General features: G+C 67.9%; 18 protein-coding genes and 1 tRNA gene. 8 read left to right on the top strand and 11 right to left on the bottom strand.

All coding sequences use genetic code 11. The features are described from left to right. Window positions 1-43: 43 nt before the first annotated feature. Genes QTI20_RS17930 through QTI20_RS17905 form a run of 6 tightly spaced genes read right to left on the bottom strand, consistent with a single transcriptional unit; the run spans window position 44 to window position 6,598 of the window. Window positions 44-1,048: a tripartite tricarboxylate transporter substrate binding protein gene (locus tag QTI20_RS17930; RefSeq protein WP_286552792.1), complete on the bottom strand. Its 1,005-nt coding sequence runs from the start codon at window positions 1,046-1,048 to the stop codon at window positions 44-46. After that, complete coding sequence (locus QTI20_RS17925; RefSeq protein WP_286552790.1) at window positions 1,045-2,031, bottom strand: Bug family tripartite tricarboxylate transporter substrate binding protein; 987 nt, start codon at window positions 2,029-2,031, stop codon at window positions 1,045-1,047. The genes QTI20_RS17930 and QTI20_RS17925 overlap by 4 nt, the downstream gene beginning before the upstream one ends. A 55-nt stretch (window positions 2,032-2,086) precedes the next feature. Next, window positions 2,087-3,481: an FAD-binding oxidoreductase gene (locus QTI20_RS17920; protein WP_286552789.1), complete on the bottom strand. Its 1,395-nt coding sequence runs from the start codon at window positions 3,479-3,481 to the stop codon at window positions 2,087-2,089. An 8-nt stretch (window positions 3,482-3,489) separates the two neighbouring features. Beyond that, window positions 3,490-4,458, bottom strand: coding sequence for a Bug family tripartite tricarboxylate transporter substrate binding protein (locus tag QTI20_RS17915; protein WP_286552788.1), 969 nt, complete (start codon window positions 4,456-4,458; stop codon window positions 3,490-3,492). A 45-nt stretch (window positions 4,459-4,503) separates the two neighbouring features. After that, window positions 4,504-5,397 (bottom strand): SMP-30/gluconolactonase/LRE family protein, encoded by an 894-nt coding sequence (locus QTI20_RS17910; RefSeq protein ID WP_286552787.1) that lies wholly within the window; start codon window positions 5,395-5,397, stop codon window positions 4,504-4,506. Window positions 5,398-5,437: 40 nt separating this feature from the next. Further along, window positions 5,438-6,598, bottom strand: a complete 1,161-nt coding sequence (locus QTI20_RS17905) for an alpha-hydroxy acid oxidase (RefSeq protein ID WP_286552786.1) — start codon at window positions 6,596-6,598, stop codon at window positions 5,438-5,440. A 121-nt stretch (window positions 6,599-6,719) separates the two neighbouring features. On the opposite strand from QTI20_RS17905, the gene QTI20_RS17900 reads away from it, so the two are divergent. Then, window positions 6,720-7,643, top strand: a complete 924-nt coding sequence (locus tag QTI20_RS17900) for a LysR substrate-binding domain-containing protein (RefSeq protein WP_286552785.1) — start codon at window positions 6,720-6,722, stop codon at window positions 7,641-7,643. 83 nt (window positions 7,644-7,726) lie between these two features. On the opposite strand, the gene QTI20_RS17895 is transcribed toward QTI20_RS17900, so the two are convergent. Continuing rightward, window positions 7,727-9,013 (bottom strand): porin, encoded by a 1,287-nt coding sequence (locus tag QTI20_RS17895; RefSeq protein WP_286552784.1) that lies wholly within the window; start codon window positions 9,011-9,013, stop codon window positions 7,727-7,729. A 487-nt stretch (window positions 9,014-9,500) separates the two neighbouring features. On the opposite strand from QTI20_RS17895, the gene QTI20_RS17890 reads away from it, so the two are divergent. The 4 genes from QTI20_RS17890 to QTI20_RS17875 are packed head-to-tail and all read left to right on the top strand — an operon-like array spanning window position 9,501 to window position 13,524. After that, window positions 9,501-10,700: an ABC transporter substrate-binding protein gene (locus QTI20_RS17890; RefSeq protein WP_286552783.1), complete on the top strand. Its 1,200-nt coding sequence runs from the start codon at window positions 9,501-9,503 to the stop codon at window positions 10,698-10,700. Between the two features lie 10 nt (window positions 10,701-10,710). Further along, window positions 10,711-11,583, top strand: coding sequence for a carbohydrate ABC transporter permease (locus tag QTI20_RS17885; RefSeq protein WP_286552780.1), 873 nt, complete (start codon window positions 10,711-10,713; stop codon window positions 11,581-11,583). Then, window positions 11,580-12,446 (top strand): carbohydrate ABC transporter permease, encoded by an 867-nt coding sequence (locus QTI20_RS17880; RefSeq protein WP_286552778.1) that lies wholly within the window; start codon window positions 11,580-11,582, stop codon window positions 12,444-12,446. Before QTI20_RS17885 ends, QTI20_RS17880 begins: the two co-directional genes overlap by 4 nt. Window positions 12,447-12,459: 13 nt before the next feature. After that, window positions 12,460-13,524, top strand: coding sequence for an ABC transporter ATP-binding protein (locus QTI20_RS17875; RefSeq protein ID WP_286552777.1), 1,065 nt, complete (start codon window positions 12,460-12,462; stop codon window positions 13,522-13,524). On the opposite strand, the gene QTI20_RS17870 is transcribed toward QTI20_RS17875, so the two are convergent. Further along, window positions 13,457-14,548, bottom strand: coding sequence for a LacI family DNA-binding transcriptional regulator (locus QTI20_RS17870; RefSeq protein ID WP_286552776.1), 1,092 nt, complete (start codon window positions 14,546-14,548; stop codon window positions 13,457-13,459). The genes QTI20_RS17875 and QTI20_RS17870 overlap by 68 nt on opposite strands. A gap of 158 nt (window positions 14,549-14,706) precedes the next feature. Here QTI20_RS17870 and QTI20_RS17865 point away from each other — a divergent pair, with 158 nt between their 5' ends. Both QTI20_RS17865 and QTI20_RS17860 read left to right on the top strand, forming a co-directional pair. Further along, the gene (locus QTI20_RS17865) at window positions 14,707-15,861 is read left to right on the top strand and encodes a cupin domain-containing protein (RefSeq protein WP_286552775.1); all 1,155 of its coding nucleotides are present in this window, start codon (window positions 14,707-14,709) and stop codon (window positions 15,859-15,861) included. Between the two features lie 17 nt (window positions 15,862-15,878). Continuing rightward, entirely contained in the window at window positions 15,879-16,676 is a 798-nt protein-coding gene (locus QTI20_RS17860) for an alpha/beta fold hydrolase (protein WP_286552774.1), read from the top strand. Here QTI20_RS17860 and lipP1 read toward each other — a convergent pair. Together lipP1 and QTI20_RS17850 are read right to left on the bottom strand one after the other, a co-directional pair. Next, window positions 16,611-17,549, bottom strand: a complete 939-nt coding sequence (gene lipP1, locus QTI20_RS17855) for a LipP1 family hormone-sensitive lipase (RefSeq protein ID WP_286552773.1) — start codon at window positions 17,547-17,549, stop codon at window positions 16,611-16,613. The genes QTI20_RS17860 and lipP1 overlap by 66 nt on opposite strands. Before the next feature lie 26 nt (window positions 17,550-17,575). Beyond that, on the bottom strand, window positions 17,576-19,054 hold the full coding sequence (locus QTI20_RS17850) for a flavin-containing monooxygenase (RefSeq protein WP_286552772.1): 1,479 nt from the start codon (window positions 19,052-19,054) through the stop codon (window positions 17,576-17,578). A 114-nt stretch (window positions 19,055-19,168) separates the two neighbouring features. On the opposite strand from QTI20_RS17850, the gene QTI20_RS17845 reads away from it, so the two are divergent. Next, complete coding sequence (locus QTI20_RS17845) at window positions 19,169-20,191, top strand: AraC family transcriptional regulator (protein WP_286552770.1); 1,023 nt, start codon at window positions 19,169-19,171, stop codon at window positions 20,189-20,191. A 94-nt stretch (window positions 20,192-20,285) separates the two neighbouring features. Here QTI20_RS17845 and QTI20_RS17840 read toward each other — a convergent pair. Continuing rightward, window positions 20,286-20,361 (bottom strand) — tRNA-Asn (locus tag QTI20_RS17840). Between the last annotated feature and the right edge of the window lie 23 nt (window positions 20,362-20,384).

Here is a 20,384-nt window from a genome sequence, read left to right as displayed (position 1 = left end):
CAGGGAAAACCCTAGGAAGGCACACGTCGCGCGGTGCGCGGGCTCACTCGATGGGAATGGCGTTGGTCTTGACCAGCAGCCGCGCTTTTGCCAGCTCGCTCGCGATGAAGGCCTGCATGGACGCCGGCGACGTCGGCCGGGTGCTGAAGCCCATGGCTTCGAAACGGGATGCGGTATCGGCGTCCTGCAGCACCGCCTGGACTTCCGCATTCAGCCAGTCGACAAGCGGCTTGGGCGTTCCGGCGGGCGCCAGCATGCCGATCCAGGTCAGGGACTCGAATTGCGCGAAGCCCGCCTCGGACAGGGTCGGCAGCGGGGATTTCAGCTTGCCGCGGTCCAGTCCCGTCAGCGCCAGCCCCGTGACCTGGCCGCTGGTGACGAAGGGCAGGGCGGTCGCGTAGTTGTCGAACAGCAGGTCGATCTCGCCGGACGCCAGGGCGCTCAGCGCCGGGCCGCTGCCCTTGTAGGCCACATGGACCGCCTTGGCATCCATCCGATTGAGGAACATCAGTGTGGAGAGATGAATGGAGGTGCCGATGCCGCTGCTGCCGTAGTTCAACCCGTCGGGCTTCTTCTTCAGGGCCGCCACCAGCTCGGGCAGGGTCCTGATGCCGGATTGCCTGCTGACCATCAGCACCAGGGGTGTCGTCGCGATCATGGAAACGGGCGCGAAGTCCTTGGCGATGTCGTACTTCAGCTGCCGGGTGAGGGCCGGTGCGTTGGCGAAGGAGGTCGCACCGATGAGCAGGGTGAGGCCGTCGGGCCGGGCCCGCGAAACATACTCGGCCGCGATGTTGCCGCCCGCGCCGGCCTTGTTCTCGACGATGACCGCGGTGTGCCACCGCGCGCTCAGCGACTGCGCCACGATGCGTGCGACCAGGTCGGTGGTGCCGCCGGGCGCGAAGGGAACGATCAGCGACACCCGGTTCGCGCCGGAATAGCCCGCGGGTTGCACGACAGGCTCGGCCGCACCTGCGAGCGCGCTTCCGGCTGCGATGCACAGGGCCGCCGTCCAGCGGGCCAGCGTGCTGATGCGGCGGTCCTTCATGTGCCCTCCTGGATGTTCAGTTCTCGAATCAGTTGGCCCCACTTGGCTTCGTCACGGTCCATGCGCCGCTGCACGTCCCGCGGCGTGGAGGTGACCAGTTCCACGCCGAGCCTGGCCAGGCGTTCGCGCAGTTCGGGGTCGGCGCCGATCCTCTGCATGGCCTCGCGCAGGCGCGCGAGCACCGGCGCGGGCGTCCTGGCGGGCGCCACCAGGGCCATCCAGAACACCGCCTCGAAGTCGCGCAGGCCCGAAGCCTCTTCCATGGTCGGCAGGTCCGGCAGCAGCGCCAGGCGCTGGGTGGTGGTGACCGCGATGCCGACGGTGCGGCCGCTGCGCATCAACGGAGCGGCTTCGTTGGCCGCGGAGAACATCATCTGGATCGTGCCGCCCATCAGGTCCTGGGCGGCGGGTGCGCCGCCGCGGTAGTGCACGACCGCGACCTTGAGGTGGAAGGCGCGCAGGAAGTACTCGGCCGCCAGGTGGTTGACGGAGCCGGCGCCCGAGGTGCCGATGGCGTACCTGTCGGGGTGCTCGCGCACCCGTGCGAGCAGCTCCTTCATGCTCCGGACCCCCAGCCCCGGATGCACCTGCAGGACGAAGGGCGAGTCGATCATCAGGGAGATCGGCTCGAAGTCCTTGCGGGCGTCGTATTGCACCGTGCCCTGCAGGATGGGATTGATGACCAGCGACACCGGCGCGGCATAGAGCGTGTAGCCGTCCGCCGGCTGCGTCGCCATCCAGTTGCTGGCCAGGGTCGAGGCGGCGCCGGCCTTGTTCTCGATCACCACGGGCTGGCCCAGTTCCTTGCCCAGGCGCTCCATGACCGCTCGGCTCGACACGTCGGTCATTCCGCCGGGCGCATAGGGCACCACGACCTTGACGGGGCGGGCCGGATAGGCCGTGGCGGGCTGTGCGGCCGCGAGGCTGGCGCCCAGCATCAGCCAGGCGGTCAGCGCGGTGTGGAGGGTTCTGGAAAATTTCATCGTTGTCTCCTGTCGTTGTTCTGACGCGGGGCATGCCGGGCCCGCAATGGGCGCTTCAGCCCTCCGGCAGGACCTTGCCCGGGTTCATGATCCCCAGGGGGTCGAGCGCGGTCTTGATGGACCGCATGAGGGCGAGCGCCAGCGGTTGCTTGTAGCGGCGCAGGTCCCCGGTCTTGGCCGAGCCGATGCCGTGCTCCGCCGACATCGAGCCGGCCATGGCCTCGACCACGTCGAACACCGACCGGTGCACCCGTTGCTCGAGGGCCTCGAAATCCGCCTGGGCCAGTGGCTGGGACGGTTCCACGTTGTAGTGCAGGTTGCCGTCGCCCATGTGCCCGAGCGCGACGATGCGGATGCCCGGGTAGGCCTGCACCAGCACCGCCTCCATGGTGCCGAGGAACTCGGCGATGCGCGAGATGGGCAAGGAGATGTCGTGCTTGATGTTGCGCGGCTGCGCATGCGCGATGCGCTCGCGCAGCTGCCAGAACTGCAGCGACTGGGCCTGCGACTGCGCGATGGCCGCGTCGACGATCACGCCCTGTTCGAAGGCCGTCGTCATCAGCGCCTCGAAGCGTTCGACGGCGTGGGCTTCGCTTTGGAGGTCGGACGATTCCAGCAGCACGTACCAGGGGTGGGTCTCGGCGAAGATCCGGGGGGTGTCCGGAAAGCGCCGGCCGACCAGCTCGACGCAGTAGGCCGACATCAGTTCGAAGGCCGTGAGTTCGGCACCCAGCAGCTGCTGGCCGAGGGACAGCAGGTGGATGGCCTGCGCCGCGGACGACACCGCGGCCATCGCGGTCACCCGTGCCGCCGGCTCGGGAAAGAGCTTGAGCGTCGCGCCGGTGATCACGCCCAGCGTGCCTTCCGCCCCGATGTAGAGGTCGCGCAGGTCGTAGCCGGTGTTGTCCTTTCGCAGGCCGCGCAGGCCATGCAGCACCTCGCCCGCGGGCGTGACCACCTCCAGCCCCAGGCAGAGTTCGCGCGCATTGCCATAGCGCAGCACGCCGGTGCCGCCGGCATTGGTCGAGAGGTTGCCGCCGATGGTGCAGCTGCCCTGGGCACCCAGGGACAAGGGGAAGAATCGACCCGCCTCCCGGGCGGCTTCCTGCACCTGCTGCAGCACCATGCCGGCATCGACCGTCATCGTGTTGTTGGCCAGGTCGACCTCGCGCAGCCGGTTCATGCGGGCCAGCGAGAGCACGATCGCATGGCCCGAGGCATCGGGCGTGGCGCCCCCGGCCAGGCCGGTGTTGCCGCCCTGCGCGACCACGGGCACGCGATGTTCGCTGCACCAGCGCAGCAGCGTGGCGACTTCGTCGGTGTGGCCCGGCTGCACGACGCAACGTGCCGCACCGACCCGGTGGCCGGACCAGTCGCGCACGAAGGGCGCCATCTGTTCGGGCGCGTCGATCACGCGGCCGATACCTGTGGGCAGGGGGGGAGTGTGCATGGGCATCGTCATTCGACCCGCACGTCGGCCTCGCGGATCACGCGGCTCCAGCGGGCGCCGTCGCGCTGGATGATCGCGTCCATCTCGGCCGGCGTGCCGCCGACCATCTCGACGCCCAGCGGCGCGAACTTCTCCAGCATGGCCGGCGAACGCGCGATGGCCGCGATGTCGCGCTGCAGCTGGGCCACGATCTCGGGCGGCGTCTTCGCCGGCGCCGAGATGGCGAACCAGATGTCGCCCGCCAGGCCCGGCAGGCCCAGTTCGGCGACCGAGGGCACTTCGGGCAGCAGCGGCAGCCGCTTGTCCGACATCGCGGCCAGCACCTTGAGCTTGCCGCCCTTCACCGTGCCGTAGTTGGAGCCGATGATGTCGATCATCATCTGCACGCGGCCGGTCTGCAGGTCGCCCAGCGCGAGGTTCGAGCCTTGGTAGGGCACATGGATCATCTTCGTGCCGGTCTGGCTCTGGAACAGTTCGCTGTGCAGGTGGATCACGCCGCCCACGCCGGCCGATGCGAAGGACAGCTGCGCCGGCCGCTCCTTGAGGTAGGCGACGAAGCCCGGCAGGTCTTTCACCGGCAGGTCGTTGGTCACCATCAGGATGCTGGGCGAGGTCGCGAGCATGGTCACCGACGCGAGGTCGCGCCGACTGTCGTAGCGCATGCTCTTGTAGAGGTGCGGCACCACCGACAGCGTGCTCGAGGTGGCGAGCAGCAGCGTGTAGCCGTCGGGCGCGGACTTCGCGACGTACTCGGCACCGAGCATGCTCGCGGCCCCGGGCTTGTTCTCGATCACCACCGGCTGGCCGTACTTCTTCGACAGCTCGGCCGCGACCGCGCGCGGCAGCGCGTCGGCCATGCCGCCGGCGGAGAAGGGCACGATGATGCGGATCGGCTTGGAGGGGTAGGCCTGTGCCATGGCCAGGCCGCTGCCGAGCGCCAGCCCCAGGGCCAGCAGCGTTGTCTTCAGGATCTTCATGGATGTCTCCGGTCTTCTGGTGGTTGTCGGGGGAATCTCGACCGCTCATCGGCCCAGCCACTGCGGCCGACCCGGCGTGCGCAGGCGGATGCGGTAGAGCGAGGTGCAGGCCGTGACATAGAGCGTGCGGTGGTCCGCGTCGCCGAAGGCGAAGTTGCAGGCCTTCTCGGGGAATCGGATGCGCGCGATGCGCCGGCCGTCGGGCGTGAACACGTGGATGCCGCCGGGCCCGCAGCAGTAGATGCGGCCTTCCAGGTCGACCTTCATGCCGTCGGGCACGCCGGGCTCGTCGCCCGGCACCTCGGCGAACAGCCGACCGGCCTCGACCGTGCCGTCGGCCTTCATGCGGTGCACGTGGATGCGCTTGCGCGGACTGTCGTTGACGTAGAGCAGGCCCTCGTCGAGGCTGAAGCACAGGCCGTTGGGCTGCTCCAGATCGACGGCGAGGCGCTGCAGCGTGCCCTGCGCATCGATGCGGTAGACGCTGCTGTGGTCGAGCGCCGGCTCGCGCGCCGTGCCGTGCGGCAGGCGCCGGCCGAAGATCGGGTCCGAGAAGTAGATGCTGCCGTCGCGTCGCGCCACGATGTCGTTCGGGCTGTTGAGCTCGCGCCCCTCGAAATGGCTGGCCAGCACGGTCAGCGTGCCGTCGGCCTCGGTGCGCACCACGCGGCTGCTGGCATGCTCGCAGCTCAGCAGCCGGCCCTGGGCGTCCCAGGTGTTGCCGTTGGTCATGCGGCTGGGCTCGCGGAACACGCGCGTGCCGGACTGCGCGTCCCAGCGGTGCATGCGGCTCTCGTCGATGTCGCTGAACAGCAGGTAGTGGTCGCGGCTGTGCCACAGCGCGCCTTCGGTGAAGACGAAGCCGCCGGCGATGCGTTCGATGGGTGCATCGGGTGCGACCACGGCGGCGGCCGCGTCGTCGAAGTATTCGATGGTCATGGGTCTCCTCGGAGCAATGAAGGAAGAAGGTGCGCCGCGCTCAGATGCCGGGGATGGCGCGCAGGCGGTCGCGTGTGAGCTCGTCGAGCCGGGCGCAGCCCAGCAGCGCGAGGTTGCGGTCGATCTCGCCCTGCAGCAGCCCGATGGCATGGCGCACGCCGGCCTGGCCGCCCACGGCTGCCGCATACATCAGCGGCCGGCCGACGAAGACCATGCGGGCGCCGAAGGCCACGGCCTTGAGCACGTCGGCGCCACGGCGGAAGCCGCCGTCCACCATCACCGGGAAACCCTCGGGCACCGCGGCCACGATCTCCGGCAGTGCCTGCAGCGTCGACAGGCTGCCGTCGAGCTGGCGGCCGCCATGGTTGGAGACGATCAGGCCGTCGAGCTGCAGCCGCACGGCCTCGGCCGCGTCGGCCGGATGCATCACGCCCTTGAGCAGCAGCCGGCCTGGCCAGCGCGCGCGCAGCCAGGCGATGTGCTCCCAGCTCAGCAGATCGCGCCCGGTGCGAAAGCCGTGCGCCGGCTCCTCGGTGATGCGGCAGCCGATTTCCTCGTAGAGGTTGCACCAGCGCGGCACGCCGCCGCGGCGCAGCGTGCGCGCGAACACGCCGAGCAGCCAACGCGGATGCAGCAGGCCGTCGAGCATCAGCGAGGGATTCAGCGCGAAGGGCACGGTGAAGCCGCGGCGCGCATTGTTCTCGCGGTTGCCCGCGACGCAGGTGTCGATGGTCACGACCAGCACCTCGGTGCGCGCGGCCTGCAGCCGCTGCAGGATGCGCTCCATGCGTGCGGTGTCGCCCGGAAAGTAGGCCTGGTACCAGGTGCCGGGCGCCAGTTGCTGGATGCGCTCCAGCGGCACGTTGGACGAGCCGCTGAGGATGAAGGGCAGCCCGGCCGCGTGGGCGGCCTGCGCCAGCGCCAGGTCGGCCTCGTGGCGGCACATGCCGGCGATGCCCATGGGCGCGATGCCGACCGGCAGCGGATGGCTGCGGCCCCACAGCGCGACGTCTGCGCTGCGCCGGCTCACGTCGCGCAGGCCGCGCGGCACGAAGCCCACGCGGGTGAAGGCGGCGCGGTTCTCGCGCAGCGAATGCTCGGCTTCGGCGCCGCCGGCGACGAAGCCGAAGACCGCGCGCGGCAAACGGCGCCGCGCCGCGGATTCGAAGTCGTCCAGAGAATGGAAGTGGGAGAAGGCCATGCGTGTCTCGTTCCGGCTTGGATGCCGCGAAGCTGCGGGCTGCCGGTGCTGGCGCCGATTCTCTGGAGTCGGCAGTTATATTGCCAATACTCAAATTGAATGTGATTGAGACAGTTTCTGTATGACACCCCACCTCGACCTGCGCGTGCTCCAGTCCTTCCTCGTGCTCGCGGAGGAGCTCAGCTTCACGCAGGCGGCGCGCCGGCTCCACATGACGCAGCCGCCGCTGAGCCTGCAGATCAAGCAGCTCGAGGCGCAACTGCAGACGCAGCTGTTCGAACGCACCAAGCGCAGCGTGCGCCTCACCGCGGCCGGGCAGGTGCTGCGCACCGAGGTCGAGAAGCTGTTCGAGTCCGAGCACCGCGCGCGGCAGATGGTCACGCGCGCCGGGCGCGGGGAGGACGTCGGCCACATCGCGATCGGCTTCACGCCCGTGGCCACGCTCGAGCTGGTGCCCGCGCTGCTGCGGCGCTTCAGCGCCCAGGTGCCGGGCATCCTCTATTCGCTGAAGGAAACCAGTTCCGATGCGCAGATGGCCGCGCTGCTGCGCAACGAGATCGACATCGGCTTCCTGCGCCCGCCGGTGGTCGACTCGCGCCTCGATGCGCGCTGCCTGCTGACCGAGCCGCAGGTGCTGGCCGTGCCGGCGGCGCACCCGCTGGCGACGCGCGCCAGGGTGCACGTGAAGCACCTGCACGGCGAGATGCTCGCCACCTACGAGCGCCGCACCGGCCGCTACGCGCACGACCTCATGATGACCTGGCTGACGCAGAACGACGTGGTGCCCGCGCGGCTGCACGACGTGGTGCAGCACCACGCGATGATGGCGCTGGTGAGTGCCGGCATCGGCATCGCGCTGGTGCCCGCATCGACCGCCAGCCAGCCGGTGAACGGCGTGGTGTTCCGGCGTCTCTCGGGTCCCGCCGCGCCGCGCATCGAGATGTGGATGGCCTGCCGCAAGGATTTTTCCAACCCGATGACGCGGCTGTTTGCCGATGCGGCGCTGGCCTACGCGCGGTCCTGGAAGGTGGCCTTGCCGCATTGAGCGCTTCCACCCCAAGGGCCATTCGACGGCGGTCGGATGGCCCTTGGGGCGCTCGACTCGAAGCGGCTTGCGCCGGCAACGAACTAGAAGGCGTGGCGGACGCCGAAGTCGTAGCCCGAAGCGCTCTTCGGCGCATAGCCGCCGCTGTTCAGGTAGGCCGGCGACCCGCCGGTCGCGACACCCATGATCAGCGGGTTGTTGGCGGCGTTCTTCAGGTTGATGTGCGACAGCCCGGCGTACAGCGCCGTGCGCTTGGAGAGGTTGTGCACGTAGCTGAGCGCCCATTGATCGGCCCGGGCATCGCCGTTGTTCGCGCTGGTGGCCGGCGCCGCGCCGTTCTTGTACTTCACCGACGAATAGGAAGCGCGGACCAGCCCGACACCGATGGGCGCGGTCACGCCCAGCAGGTAGCCGTTGTACTTGTCGGTCTGCTGCGTCGTGCGGAAGGTCGGCAGGCCGGCGACCGTGCTCGTCGCGCCCAGTTCGTTCCTGTCCTGCGTCTGGCCGAATTCACCGATCAGCTTGAAGGGACCGAAGTCGTACGAGGCGCCGAGGTTGAAGATGTTGATCTTGCGGTCCTGCGTGGCGGTGACGGTGCCGGTCGCCGGCGTCGCGCTGTCGGCGGCGATGCTTTGCGAATAGGCCGCGGCGATGTCCAGCGGGCCGTTGGCGTAGCCGAAGCGGGCGCCGATGTAGCGACCCTTCTTCGACGGGCTGCCGTTCGTGTCGCTGGACTTGATGGTCTCGGGGAGCGCGTACATCGCCTGGCCGTAGAAGCCGCCCAGGTTGCGCGGCAGGAAATAGCCGATCGAGTTGCCGGCGCGAACGTAGGTGTCGGATGCGGCGCTGGCCGAACCCGGCCCGTAGGTCGACATGATTTTTGCGTTCACCCGGAACAGCAGGGTCGTGCCGACGCCGTTGTTGCCGTGCGGATCGAAGGTCCAGTCGTTCCAGTAGGTGGGCGTCAGGTCGCGGCCCAGGCGCAGTTCGCCGAAATCGCCCGACAGGCTGACCGTCGAGCGGCGGTTGAACTGTAGGTCGCCCGCCGAGCTGCTGCCGCGGCCGTCGTCGTTGTTCAGGCCCGCTTCGAGCCAGAAGCCTGCCGCCATGCCGCCACCGAGATCCTCCGTGCCACGGAAGCCCAGGCGGCTGGTGTTGTAGCCCGAGTTGGCCAGCACGGTCTGGCTCTGCTTGAGGCCCGCGGGGGGCACGAGCGGTGCCGCTTGCGAGGGGTTCGTCGGCTGGAAAACGCTCTTCGTCGCGTAGTGGCTGACCGAGGCGTCGAGGATGCCGAACAGCGTGACGGACGACTGGGCCGAGGCCACACCGGCGGCAGCCAGGGTGGCGAGCGCAACTAGGGATTTTTTCATTGCAGGTTTCTTGAAAGGTGAAACGGAGGGGCCGGTGCACAGCGTTCTCCGTGCCCGGCAGGTCTGCGCTGACCGGGTCAACGCATTCGAATGCACTGTGTTGGTCTTGCATTCGAATGCAAACGAGGAAAAACCCTCGACAAGCGCGGCGAATTCAAGGCGCGACGGAAAGTAATGCAAGCCTGGGCGGGCGCGGCTGCAGTGCGCCGCCGGATAGGGTTTGTCCGGGGTTTGCATACGTATGCAAGCACCACACAGTGCATCCGAATGCACCAGACGGGTCCACTGCCGATTCCGTCGCTGCGAAACCGTTCCAGCCGCTCAACTTCACACATCCGACAAGGGGACAAACTTGAAAAGAAGGCACTTCATCGAGGCAGCAGGCGCTGCCGCCGTGGCCGGCGCATCGGCATTGCCGGCGTTCGCGCAAACCACCCTCCCGTACGCGTTGAAGGCGAACAAGCCTCATGCGGGCAAGACAATCAACGTGCTGCTGCCTCCGGCTTCGCAGTTCCGCGCACAGGAAAAGCGTCTCGCCGAGTTCGAGAAGCTCAGCGGCATCAAGGTGGTCTACAGCTATGTTCCCTACGGACAGTTGCTGGACAAGATCACGACCGAGGCCGTCGCGGGCAATGGCGCCTACGACGTCATCGCCTACCAGGACAGCTGGCTGGCTGCGTTGTCCGGCTACTTCGAGCCGATCGACGCCGTCGTCAAGGCCGATGCGCTGGACCTGGCGCGCTATCCGAAGGTCTTCAGCGCGGCGTCGGTTTATGAAGGAAGGAATTACGGCTTGCCCGTGCGCGCGCATCCGCAGCTGTTCTTCTATCGCAAGGACCTCTATGCGCAGGCCGGTGCGACCGTGCCACGCACCTGGCAGGAAATGATCGCAAGCTCGAAGCTCGTCCAGGAAAAGACCGGCGTGCCTGGTGTCGCGATGGACTACGTCAAGGGCAGCGGATTCCAGAACCTCTGGCTCTGGTTCAACTGCCTTTGGGGCCATGGCTCGGATCTGCTGGATGCCGGCGGCAAGCCGCGATTCAACGATGCCGCGGGCGTGCTCGCCACCCAGACCTATGTCGACGTGCTGATCAAGCACAAGGTCGCCAATCCGGGATCGACCCAGTTCAACGAGTACGACATGGTCAACTCGATGGCGCAGGGTGCCTCGGCCTCGATGATGGTCTGGTGGTGGACCTATTCGGTGCTGACCGGCGCGCGCTCCAAGCTGAAGGCGGAGCAGGTGGGCTTCGCGCCCATGGTGCGCTTCGAGGATGGCAAGTCGCCCACGGTGGCGGTCATCATGCCCTTCGGCATCAGCAGGCAGTCGCGCCAGAAGGACGCCGCCTGGGAATTCATGAAGTGGGTGACCAACCCCGAGCTCGAGCGCGCGATCGTGACGGACAAGAGCGACCCGGCCACCGCGGACATCGTGGCGACCCACATCGCCACGCTCGCCGACGAGAAGGTGAACCAGGCCAACTTCGGCCTGCCCGCGGTCGCGTTGAAGAGCCTCGACGGCGCCCGGGGTCTGCCCAAGCTCGTGGTGTGGCCCCAGGTCGCGTCGGTGCTGGAGACGGCCATTTCCGAGATGGTCTCGAACGGCAAGCCGGTGAAGGCAACGCTGGACGATGCCGCCCGCCAGGTCGAGCGGATCACCCAGCGCGCCGGCGGCCGCCGAGGATGAGGCGCTGCCCGTGAAAGATCGTTATCTGAAATACGCGTTGCTGGCGCCGGCCCTGCTGGTGTGTGCAGCCACGCTCTTCTATCCACTGCTGCAGTCGCTCATCTACTCGACCCAGGACTGGAATCTGGGGCGCTCGCCGGCGCCTGAAGGCTTTGCCGGTCTGGCGAACTACGCGGCCTTGCTGCGCGACCCGGACTTCCTCGGCAGCGCCAAGGTGACCCTGCTGTTCACGCTGCCCTCCGTGACCCTGACGATCGTCGTCGCGATGGCGATGGCGCTGCTGCTCGCCGACAACGGCCGGCTGCAGGTCAACGCGCGCACCTTGCTCGTGATTCCCTTCGCGATGTCGCCGGCCTTGATCGGCATCTCGTGGCGCTTCATGCTGAACCCGGAATTCGGCGTCGTCGATGCCGTGGTCCGACGGTTCCTGCCTGGCCTGAGCCCCGTGCCCATCCTGTCCGATCCGGTCCTGGCCATGGCGGCGCTCATTGCCGTCGATGTCTGGCATTGGGCACCGTACTTCATGCTGACCTTCATCGGCGCGCTCGCTGCTTTGCCGCGCGATACGGTGGATGCCGCGCAGGTCGACGGTGCGGGAAAGGTCCGGATCTTCTTCGAGATCATGCTGCCGCAGTTGTGGCCGGTGCTGACGATCGCGATCCTGCTGAAGACCATCTTCTCGCTCAAGATGCTGGACCAGGTGGTCACCATGACCGCAGGCGGTCCCGGCGTGGCGACGGACACCTTGCCGCACATGGTCTACACCACCGCCTTCCGCTTCTACGACATCGGCTACGCATCGGCCATGGCCTGGTTGCTGGCCGTCGTGATGATGGGGCTGGCCATGCTCTATTCGCGCTTCGTGATGGGGAGTTCCAAATGACCGCGTATGTGAACCCTGGTCTTTCGTCTCTGAAGATCGACGGCCGCCGACGCCGTCGCAACGGCCGCAGCCTGCGCAACGCCGCCATCGTCTTCATCACGGTGCTGTGGGTGCTGCCGGTGCTCTGGATCATGGCGACGGCCTTCAAGCCGCCTTCCGAAGCAGCCGGCCTCGCGCTGTGGTTCAAGCCGACGCTCTCCAATCTGTTCGCGTCCTTCGGCGTTCCCTACCTGCTGGGTTCGCGGCTGCTGAACAGCATCCTGGTGACTGCCGGCACGCTGGCCATCGCGATTCCCGTCTCGACGGCCGCAGCCTATGCCTTCTCCCGTTTCCGCTTTCCGGGTGGGTCGGCCGCGCCGCTGGTGCTGCTCGCGACCCAGTTCCTGCCGCCGGTGATCATCGTGATCCCGCTCTTCGTGGTGTTCCGGAATCTCGGGATGCTCGACACCCGCCTGGCGTTGGTCATCGCGAACCTGTCGTTCGTGGTGCCCTATGCGACCTGGATGATCAAGGGCTTCTTCGACGGGCTGCCGGTCGACATGGAGGAGGCCGCGCAGATCGACGGTGCTTCGCGCCTGATGGCGTTGTGGTCGGTCGTGGTGCCGGTCGCGGTGCCGGGCATCGCCACGGCGGCGATCTTCTCGTTCGTCGTGTCGTGGAACGAATTCTTCTATGCGCTGGTGCTGACCAGAGACCATGCGGTCACCCTGCCGGTGGCCTTGATGAGTGCTCGGTCGGAACAGGGCGATGCCTGGGAAATCATGGCCACCATGGGGCTGTTCATCATTGCCCCCATGCTGGTCATTTCGCGCTATGTGCAGCGCTATTTTGTCGCCGGACTGGTGTCCGGCGCGGTTCGTTGATCCGGGAGGCCCTATGGCAGCAGTAAGACTGAACAATGTAGAGAAGCGCTGGGGCGATGTCGTGGGCGTGGCCCGGCAGTCCCTGGAGATCGCCGACGGCGAATTCATGGTCTTCCTCGGCCCCTCGGGCTGTGGCAAGACGACCACCATGCGCATGGTGGCGGGGCTCGAGGAGCCCTCCGGCGGCGAGATCTGGATCGGCGACCGAGACGTGACGGATGCCTTGCCCAAGGATCGCGACGTGGCGATGGTCTTCCAGAACTATGGCCTCTACCCGCACCTGACGGTGGGCGACAACATCGGCTATCCGCTGCGGATTCGCGGCCACAGCCGCAGCGAACGCAAGACCCAGGTGCTGGAGGTCGCGCGAAAGGTCGAGCTCGAGCATCTGCTGGAACGGCGACCTCGCGATCTCTCCGGCGGCCAGCGCCAGCGCGTGGCCCTGGCCCGGGCGATCGTGCGCCGGCCGCAGGTCTTCCTGATGGACGAGCCGCTGTCCAATCTGGACGCCAAGCTGCGCGTATCGATGCGCGCCGAGATCCGGCGCCTGCAGGCGGAACTGCGCATCACCACCATCTATGTGACGCACGACCAGATCGAGGCGATGACGCTGGCCGACCGGATCGTGGTCATGAAGGGGGGCGTGATCCAGCAGGTCGGCACGCCCGCGGAGGTCTATGGCCGGCCGGCCAATCTTTTCGTCGCCGGCTTCGTGGGCTCGCCGCCCATGAACCTGATGCCCGCCGTCGTGCAGGACGGGCGCCTTCGCGTCGCCGGGCAGTCCGTCGGTGCGGTCCCCGTACCCGCAGCGGAAGGCGTAGACCTGGTGCTGGGCATTCGGCCGGAGGACCTGGTCATCGTGCCGCCCGATGAAGCCGACCTTCGCGGTCAGGTCTACATGTTCGAACTCACGGGCGACGCCGTGCTGGTGACCATCGACGTCGGGACTTCACGCATCTGCGTGCGCGGAGACCGGCATCTGCGTCACGGCATCGGCGATGCGATCGGCCTCAGGCTGGACCCGCAGCACTGCCATTTCTTCGACGGCCAGACGCAGAAGCGGCTTCAGCTGGACTGATCGGCGCAAGGGGCGCCGACGCGCGCGCGACGACGGTCCCGTCCACGAGGATGGTCTGAACGGCGGCCGCGGGCTGCTTGATGCGTGCCTCGAGGAGCCTCACGGCCTGTTCGGCCATGCGCTGGATGGGTTGCCGCACCGTCGTCAGCCGATAGCTGGAGCGGGCCGCCTCGGGCACGTCGTCGAAGCCGGCGACCACGAGGTCGTCCGGAATGCGCCAGTCGAGCGAGAAGCGGCAGGCGTCCATCACGCCCATGGCCATGGCGTCGTTGGCGCAGAAGACGCAGTCCGGTCGCACGCCCGAGGCGGCGGCCTCGAGGAACGCGTCATGGCCGCCTTGATAGGAAAAATCCGTGTGCAGGACATCGATCGGTTCGACATTCGCCTTGCGCAGCGCAGCGAGGAATCCCTCCATGCGCGCGACGTTCACCGGTGCCTGTGCCGGGCCCCCCACGCACAGGAAGCGCCGATGGCCCGCCGCCAGCAGCGCCTCGGCCAGCTCGCCTGCGCCCTTGGCGTGGTTGGTGGAAATGCTGTCGGCCTTCACCCGGCCCGGCAGGCGATTGAAGAACAGCACCGGCACGCCATGCGCTTGGAATTGCGTCACGAAGCTGTCTTCGAGCGTCGCACAGCTGATGAGTCCGTCCAGGGGATAGCCCTGGATGTCCCCGATCGCGCTGGCCACGGCCTCGTCGTCGTCCACCGCCAGCAGCACGAGCCGCTTGCGTGCCTTGCTCAGTGCGTCGCCCAGGGCATACAGCAGGCCCGGCGATCCATGCAGCGTGTAGCGCGTGATGACCAGGCCCACCGCATGCGATTGGCCGGTGATCAGCGACTGCGCCAGCAGGTTGGGCGTGTAGCCCAGACGGGCCGCGACCGCCTGCACGTGCGCCCTGGTCTTCTCCGAGATGTTGCTGCCGAGCTGGAAGCAGCGCGACACGGTGGACTGGGCGACGCCAGCGGCGGCCGCCACGTCGTAGGACGTGGCGCGGTTGTGGCGGGGGAGGGAGGAAGGATCGGTCAAGGCAGTGAACTTTACCCAGAAAAAAAGCCCTCCGGCGCGGGGTGGAAGGCCAAGAGGCCATTGTGAATACCTTGCAAGCTATGCAGAATGCATTCGAATGCATAACTCGCACCCAAACAAGCGTGTCTTTTGAAAACCCATCCGAAAGGAAGCTCCCCATGCACACCGAAACCTTGACACCCGAGGCGGCATACGCGCGCGCCATCCATCGCTCCGACATGGTCGCCTGCAAGCTGGCCTTCATCGATTGCAAGCTGCCGGGCTCCGACAAGAAGGAGAACTACTCGCTCATCGGTGCGGGCGTGACGCAGTCCGAGGACCAGGTGGTGAACCTCGTCGAGCCGCACGGCTTCAGCATCGGCGTCGCGGCGATGCCGCCTGGCGTGACCAACAACCTGCACATGCATTTCACGGCGGAGGTGTTCATGGTCCAGCAGGGCACCTGGAAATTCCGCTGGGGCCACGGCGAAAGCCAGGGCGAGGTGCTCGGCGGCCCCGGCGATGTCCTCAGCATGCCGACCTGGATCTTTCGCGGCTTCTCCAATGTGGGCAGCGACGATGGCTGGATCGTGACGGCGCTGGGCGGGGACAACACCGGCGGCATCATCTGGCATCCCGAGGTGCTGGCGGCGGCGGCCGAGCATGGGCTCCACCTGACGCGCGACAACATGCTGGTCGACGTCTCAGGCGGTGCGCCGCGTCCTGCGCCCGATGAGCTGACGCAGCCGCTCGACGCGGAAGACCTGTCGGCGCTGCCGGACTACACGGCCCGGCAGATGCAGGCGTTCATGGTCCGCGCCGATGCGCGCGAGTGGTCCGACCGTGCACTGGTCGGTGCCGTGCTTTCCAGCGGCGAATGCGCACTGGCGCCGGCCCTGGGCTACGGCATGTCCGAACGCCGAGGCCACGTGGCCCCGATCACCGGGGCGCATGGGTTCTCCATCGATTGGCTGCGCCTCGGCGCTGCCGGTTCGACCGGTGCCTTCCTCTCGCGCGACAAGCAGGTGCTTTGCGTGATGCGCGGCAGCCTCGAGCTGCTGATCAACCGCGGGCCGGACCAGGTCGTCGTCCGGCTGGCGGAGCGCGAGGTCTACTCGGTGCCTGCACACGTCTGGCGCGAACTGCGATCGGTGGGCGAGCAGGCCTGCGAACTGACGGTGACGACCGCGGGCGATCACCGCAAACGGCTCGTGTGGGCGCAGGAGGTGGTCGATGCGGCGGACGCCCGCGGTTTCACGGTCGATCCGAACGGATGCATCGTCCAGCGCAGGCTGCTTCCGCTGTCGGCGCTGGACGTCGGTGTCGCGGCCTGACCCATGGGGGCCAGGGCATGACGCCGTTGCTGCTGCTGCCCGGAACGCTGTGCGACGAACGGGTCTGGGCGCCCGTGCGGGACGCATGGGCATCGGCAACGGGTGAAGGCCGGCGCGACATTCGGACGGCCGCGCTGGAAGGCCGCCGGAGTGCGGCCGCGATGGCCTCGGCATTGCTCGAGTGCATGCCGGACCGCTGCGCGATCGCGGGCTTCTCGCTGGGAGGCATCGTCGCCCTGGAGATGGCTGCGCAGGCCCCGGACCGGGTGCTGGGCCTGGCGCTGGTGGCGAGCAATGCACGCCCGGATCCGCCGGAAAATGCCGCCTCTCGCCGGGCTGCCGTGCACCGGGCCCGCTCGAACGGCATCGAGTCGCATGTGCGGGACGAGCTGCTGTGCCGCTACTTCGGCTCGGCGCATGCGCAGGACCGCGCGTTGCAGGATCTCGTGTGCCGGATGGCCGTGGACACGGGACTCGATGCGTACCTGGCGCAATCGGACATCGCGTCGAATCGCTCCGACAGCCGACCGAGGTTGCGCGACATCGTCGGGCCCACCCTGGTGGTGGGCGGCGACGAAGACGGCATCAACCCGCCCGACAGGCAGGAAGAGATGGCGCGTGCATTGCCGTGTGCCGAGTGGCATCAGGTGAAGCACGCGGGCCATTTCGTCCCGCTTGAAGCGCCGGCCGAACTCGCCGAACTCATGGCGCTTTGGCTTCATCGGGTCGACGCCGAGCGCGATGCGAGGCTATCGTCTCAGCAGCCTGCCGAAGCGCTCGATGCTCTGCGTGATGAGCGCCTGCGCGGCCGGTGACCAGCGGCCCATGTCGAAGAAGCCGTGGATCATGCCGGGCCCTTCGATGAGCTCGGCCTGCCCGCCCGCGGCGCGCAGCGCCTCGGCATAGGCCGCCCCCTGGTCGCGCAGCGGGTCGAACTCGGCCGTCAGGACCACGGCGGGCGGCAGGTTCGCGAGGCTTCGGGCCTGCAGCGGTGCCAGGCGCGGGTCCATCGTTTCGGTGTAGCCACCCAGGTAGTGGTCGATGAACCAGGCCATCGTGTCCAGTTCCAGGAAGTAGCCCTTGGCGTTTTGCTCGATGCTGGGATACGCCGCCGCCGCATGGTCCACGGCCGGGTAGATCAGGAGCTGCGCCGCCAGCGGCAGGCCTGCGTCGCGCAGCTGCTGCGTCACCACGGCGGCGAAGTTGCCGCCCGCGCTGTCGCCGGCCACCGCCACGGTGTCGTTGCCGCCCAGCTCGCGCGCATGCGCCACGATCCATTTCGTGGCCGCCACGGCGTCCTCGATGCCGGCTGGAAAGGGGTGTTCGGGCGCGAGCCGGTAGTCCACCGACACCACCACGGCCTGCGCCCCCCGGCAGATCTCCCGGCACATGTTGTCGTGCGTGGACAGGTCGCCGATCACGTAGCCGCCTCCGTGGAAGTACGCCACGGTGGGCAGTGGGCCCGCGGCCTGCGGGCGGTAGATGCGTGCGGGGAGGGCGCCCGCTGCACCGGGCACGGTGGTGTCTTGCGTGCTGGCCACGGGCACGCGCTGTTCGGGCGTGAGCGAGCCCGCGGTCAGCGCCAGATAGCCGGCGCGGCTTTCTTCGGGCGTGCTTTCGTGGATGGGCTTGGCGCCGGATGCGGCCATCATCTGCAGGACGCCGGCGATGTGGGGATCGAGTGGCATGGTCGAAGTCTCCTTTTGTGGTGGGTTCAGTGGTAGCTCAGGGTGGCCTCGGTGGCGGGCTGCAGGGCGGGCAGGGCGGTGCGCTCGTCGCCGTACTCGTGCATCTGCTTCCAGGGCGCCTGCCAGGGCGAGCGGTCGCCCTGGCGCGGCAGCTTGTCCTGCGCGCGCAGCATGTAGCCGGCACTCACGGTGGTGGGGTCGGTCCAGGGCTCGCGCGGCATGTCGGCGTCCGCGTCGCCCAGCGTGGGAACGACCACGTCGTGGCCCGTCGCGCGCATGTGCGCGAGCACCCGGCACACCAGGTCGCTGACCAGGTCGGCACGCAAGGTCCAGCTGTAGCGGAAGTAGCCGATGGTGTGGGCCATGTTGGGAATGCCTTGCACCATCATGCCGCGCCAGGTCATGTGCTGCGTGAAGTCCACGGGCTTGCCGTCCAGGCGGAACGGCACGCCGCCCAGGAACTGCATGTTGAAGCCGGTGGCGGTCACGACGATGTCGGCCTCCAGGTGCCGCCCGCTGCGCAGGCGAATGCCGGTGGCGTCGAAGCGCTCGATGGTGTCGGTCACCACCGATGCCTTGCCGCTGCGGATGGCGGCGAACAGGTCGCCATCGGGGATCACTGCGATGCGCTGCTGCCACGGCCTGTAGCGGGGGTTGAAATGCGTGTCCACGTCGTAGCCCTCGGGCAGGCGGGTGCGGGTTTCCTGCAGGAGGACCTCGCGCAGGTCGTCGCTTTGCTCGCGCGCCAGCCGAACCACTTCATCGGTCTTGGCGATGAAGGCGCGGCGCATGATCTCGTGGAACCAGTCGTCGGGCAGGTCGAGCGGCCGCAGCTGCTCTTCCAGCGGATGCGCCCAGGGCTCGCACGCGAAGAAGGTGGGCGAGCGCTGCAGCATGGTCACGTGCGCGGTCTCGTTCGCCATGTTCGGGATCAGCGTGGCCGCCGTGGCACCCGAGCCGATGACGACCACCTGCTTGTCGGCGTAGTCCAGGTCCTTCGGCCAGTGCTGCGGATGCACGATCCGGCCCTGGAAGTCCTGCATGCCCTCCCACTCGGGCGTGTAGCCCTTGCCATGGTCGTAGTAGCCCGCGCACATCCAGAGGAAGCCGGCGGTGTAGGTGAGCGTCTCGCCCGTGTCGACGCGGGTGACCTTCACCGTCCAGCGCTTGTCCTGCGACGACCAGTCGGCGGACGCGACCTGGTGCTGGAAGCGGATGTGCGGCGCGAGCGCGTTGTCCTCGATCACCTCGTCCAGGTAGTGGCGGATTTCATCCGCGGTCGCGATCGACTTCCCGCGCCAGGGCTTGAAGCTGTAGCCGTAGGTGAACAGATCGCTGTCCGAGCGCGCGCCGGGGTAGCGATGCGTCCACCAGGTGCCGCCGATGCCGTCCATGGCTTCGAGGATGGCGAAGGTGCCGTCCGGAAAATGCCGGCGCAGGTGGCAGGCCGCGCCGATGCCGGACACGCCGGCGCCGATGATGAGAAAGTCGACATGCTGTGCCATGAGGTTGTCTCCTGTTGTGGGTGGCAGGGTCATGCTAGGTTTTGCCCTCAGGCGCCGCTTGTGTTTGCGCGACAGAATCTTGATCTGACGCGACACACCGGAAGCCCTCCAGCCATGCCAGTCGATTCCTCCGCGAGCCTCGTGCGCGCCGCTGCGCTCGCCCATTTCGATGAACTGGTGCGCTCGCTGGGGGGCGATCCCGCGGTCCTGCTGCGGGCCTGTGGCCTCGCGCTGGACGATCTGAAGGACCTCGACCGCTACCTGCCGTACCGTTGCGTGGCGCAGGCCATCGAGGACGCCCCGCGCGCGCTGGCCGCGCCCGACTTCGGCCTGCGCCTGTGTGCGCTGCAGAGCGTGGAAACCCTGGGCCTGCTCAGCCTGGCGATCCAGTCCGCACCCACCGTGCGCGAAGGGATGATGCAGGTGGACAAGTACATCCACTTCCACAACCCCGCACTCACCTTCCGCAATTTCATGAGCCCCGGCGAAGGGCTGGAATGCCTGGGCGTGATCCACCGGCTGCAGCCGCTGGCCGAAATGCCGCAGGTCACGGAGATCTGCGTGTCCTACCTGTGCCGGCTGGTCGACCTGCTGTCCGAAGGCGCGTTGCACCCGGTCGCGATCCACCTGCGGCATGCGCCCCTGGGCAGCAGCGCGCAGTACCGGCGCCACATGGGGCAAGTGCCGCACTTTCGGGCTGCGTTCGACGGCATTGCCATGGACCCCTTGGCCTGGCGCCGGCCGTTGCCGCTGCACAACCGGCTGCTGCAGCAGTTCGTCGAACGCTTCCTGCTCGGGCTGCCGTCGGGGCGGGAGGCGTCGATGGCCGACCAGGTGCGTGGCGTGCTGGGCAACCTGATGCGCGTGGGCATCGCCGACCTGGGCGCCGTGGCGCGGGTGCTCGATCAGCACCCGCGCACGCTGCAGCGCCGCCTGTGCGCCGAGGGCGTGGTCTTCGAAGATTTGCGCGACGCCGAAAAACGGGCCTGGGTGCGCCAGTTGCTCGACCAGCCCGGCCTGAGCCTGGGCGAGATCTCGAACCTGCTGGGCTTCGCGGACCAATCGGTTCTCACGCGCGCCTGCCGGCGCTGGTTTGGCGCCGCGCCCCGGCAGTTGCGGCGCGGCCTGAAGCCCTGATTGCAGGCAGCCGGACGAGACCCGAAGGCCCGACGAAAAAAAAGCCCGCTGCCATTTCTGACAGCGGGCTCTCCAGAGGCCTTGCGGCTTGTAGTGGCTCCTCGACCTGGGCTCGAACCAGGGACCTACGGATTAACAGTCCGGCGCTCTACCGACTGAGCTATCGAGGAACAAGCCTCAAATTATATGCAAT

The organism is Variovorax sp. J2P1-31 (assembly GCF_030317215.1).
Lineage (GTDB): Bacteria > Pseudomonadota > Gammaproteobacteria > Burkholderiales > Burkholderiaceae_C > Variovorax.
The sequence above is the reverse complement of the archived record's forward strand: the minus strand, read 5'-3'. Positions and strand labels throughout refer to the sequence as shown.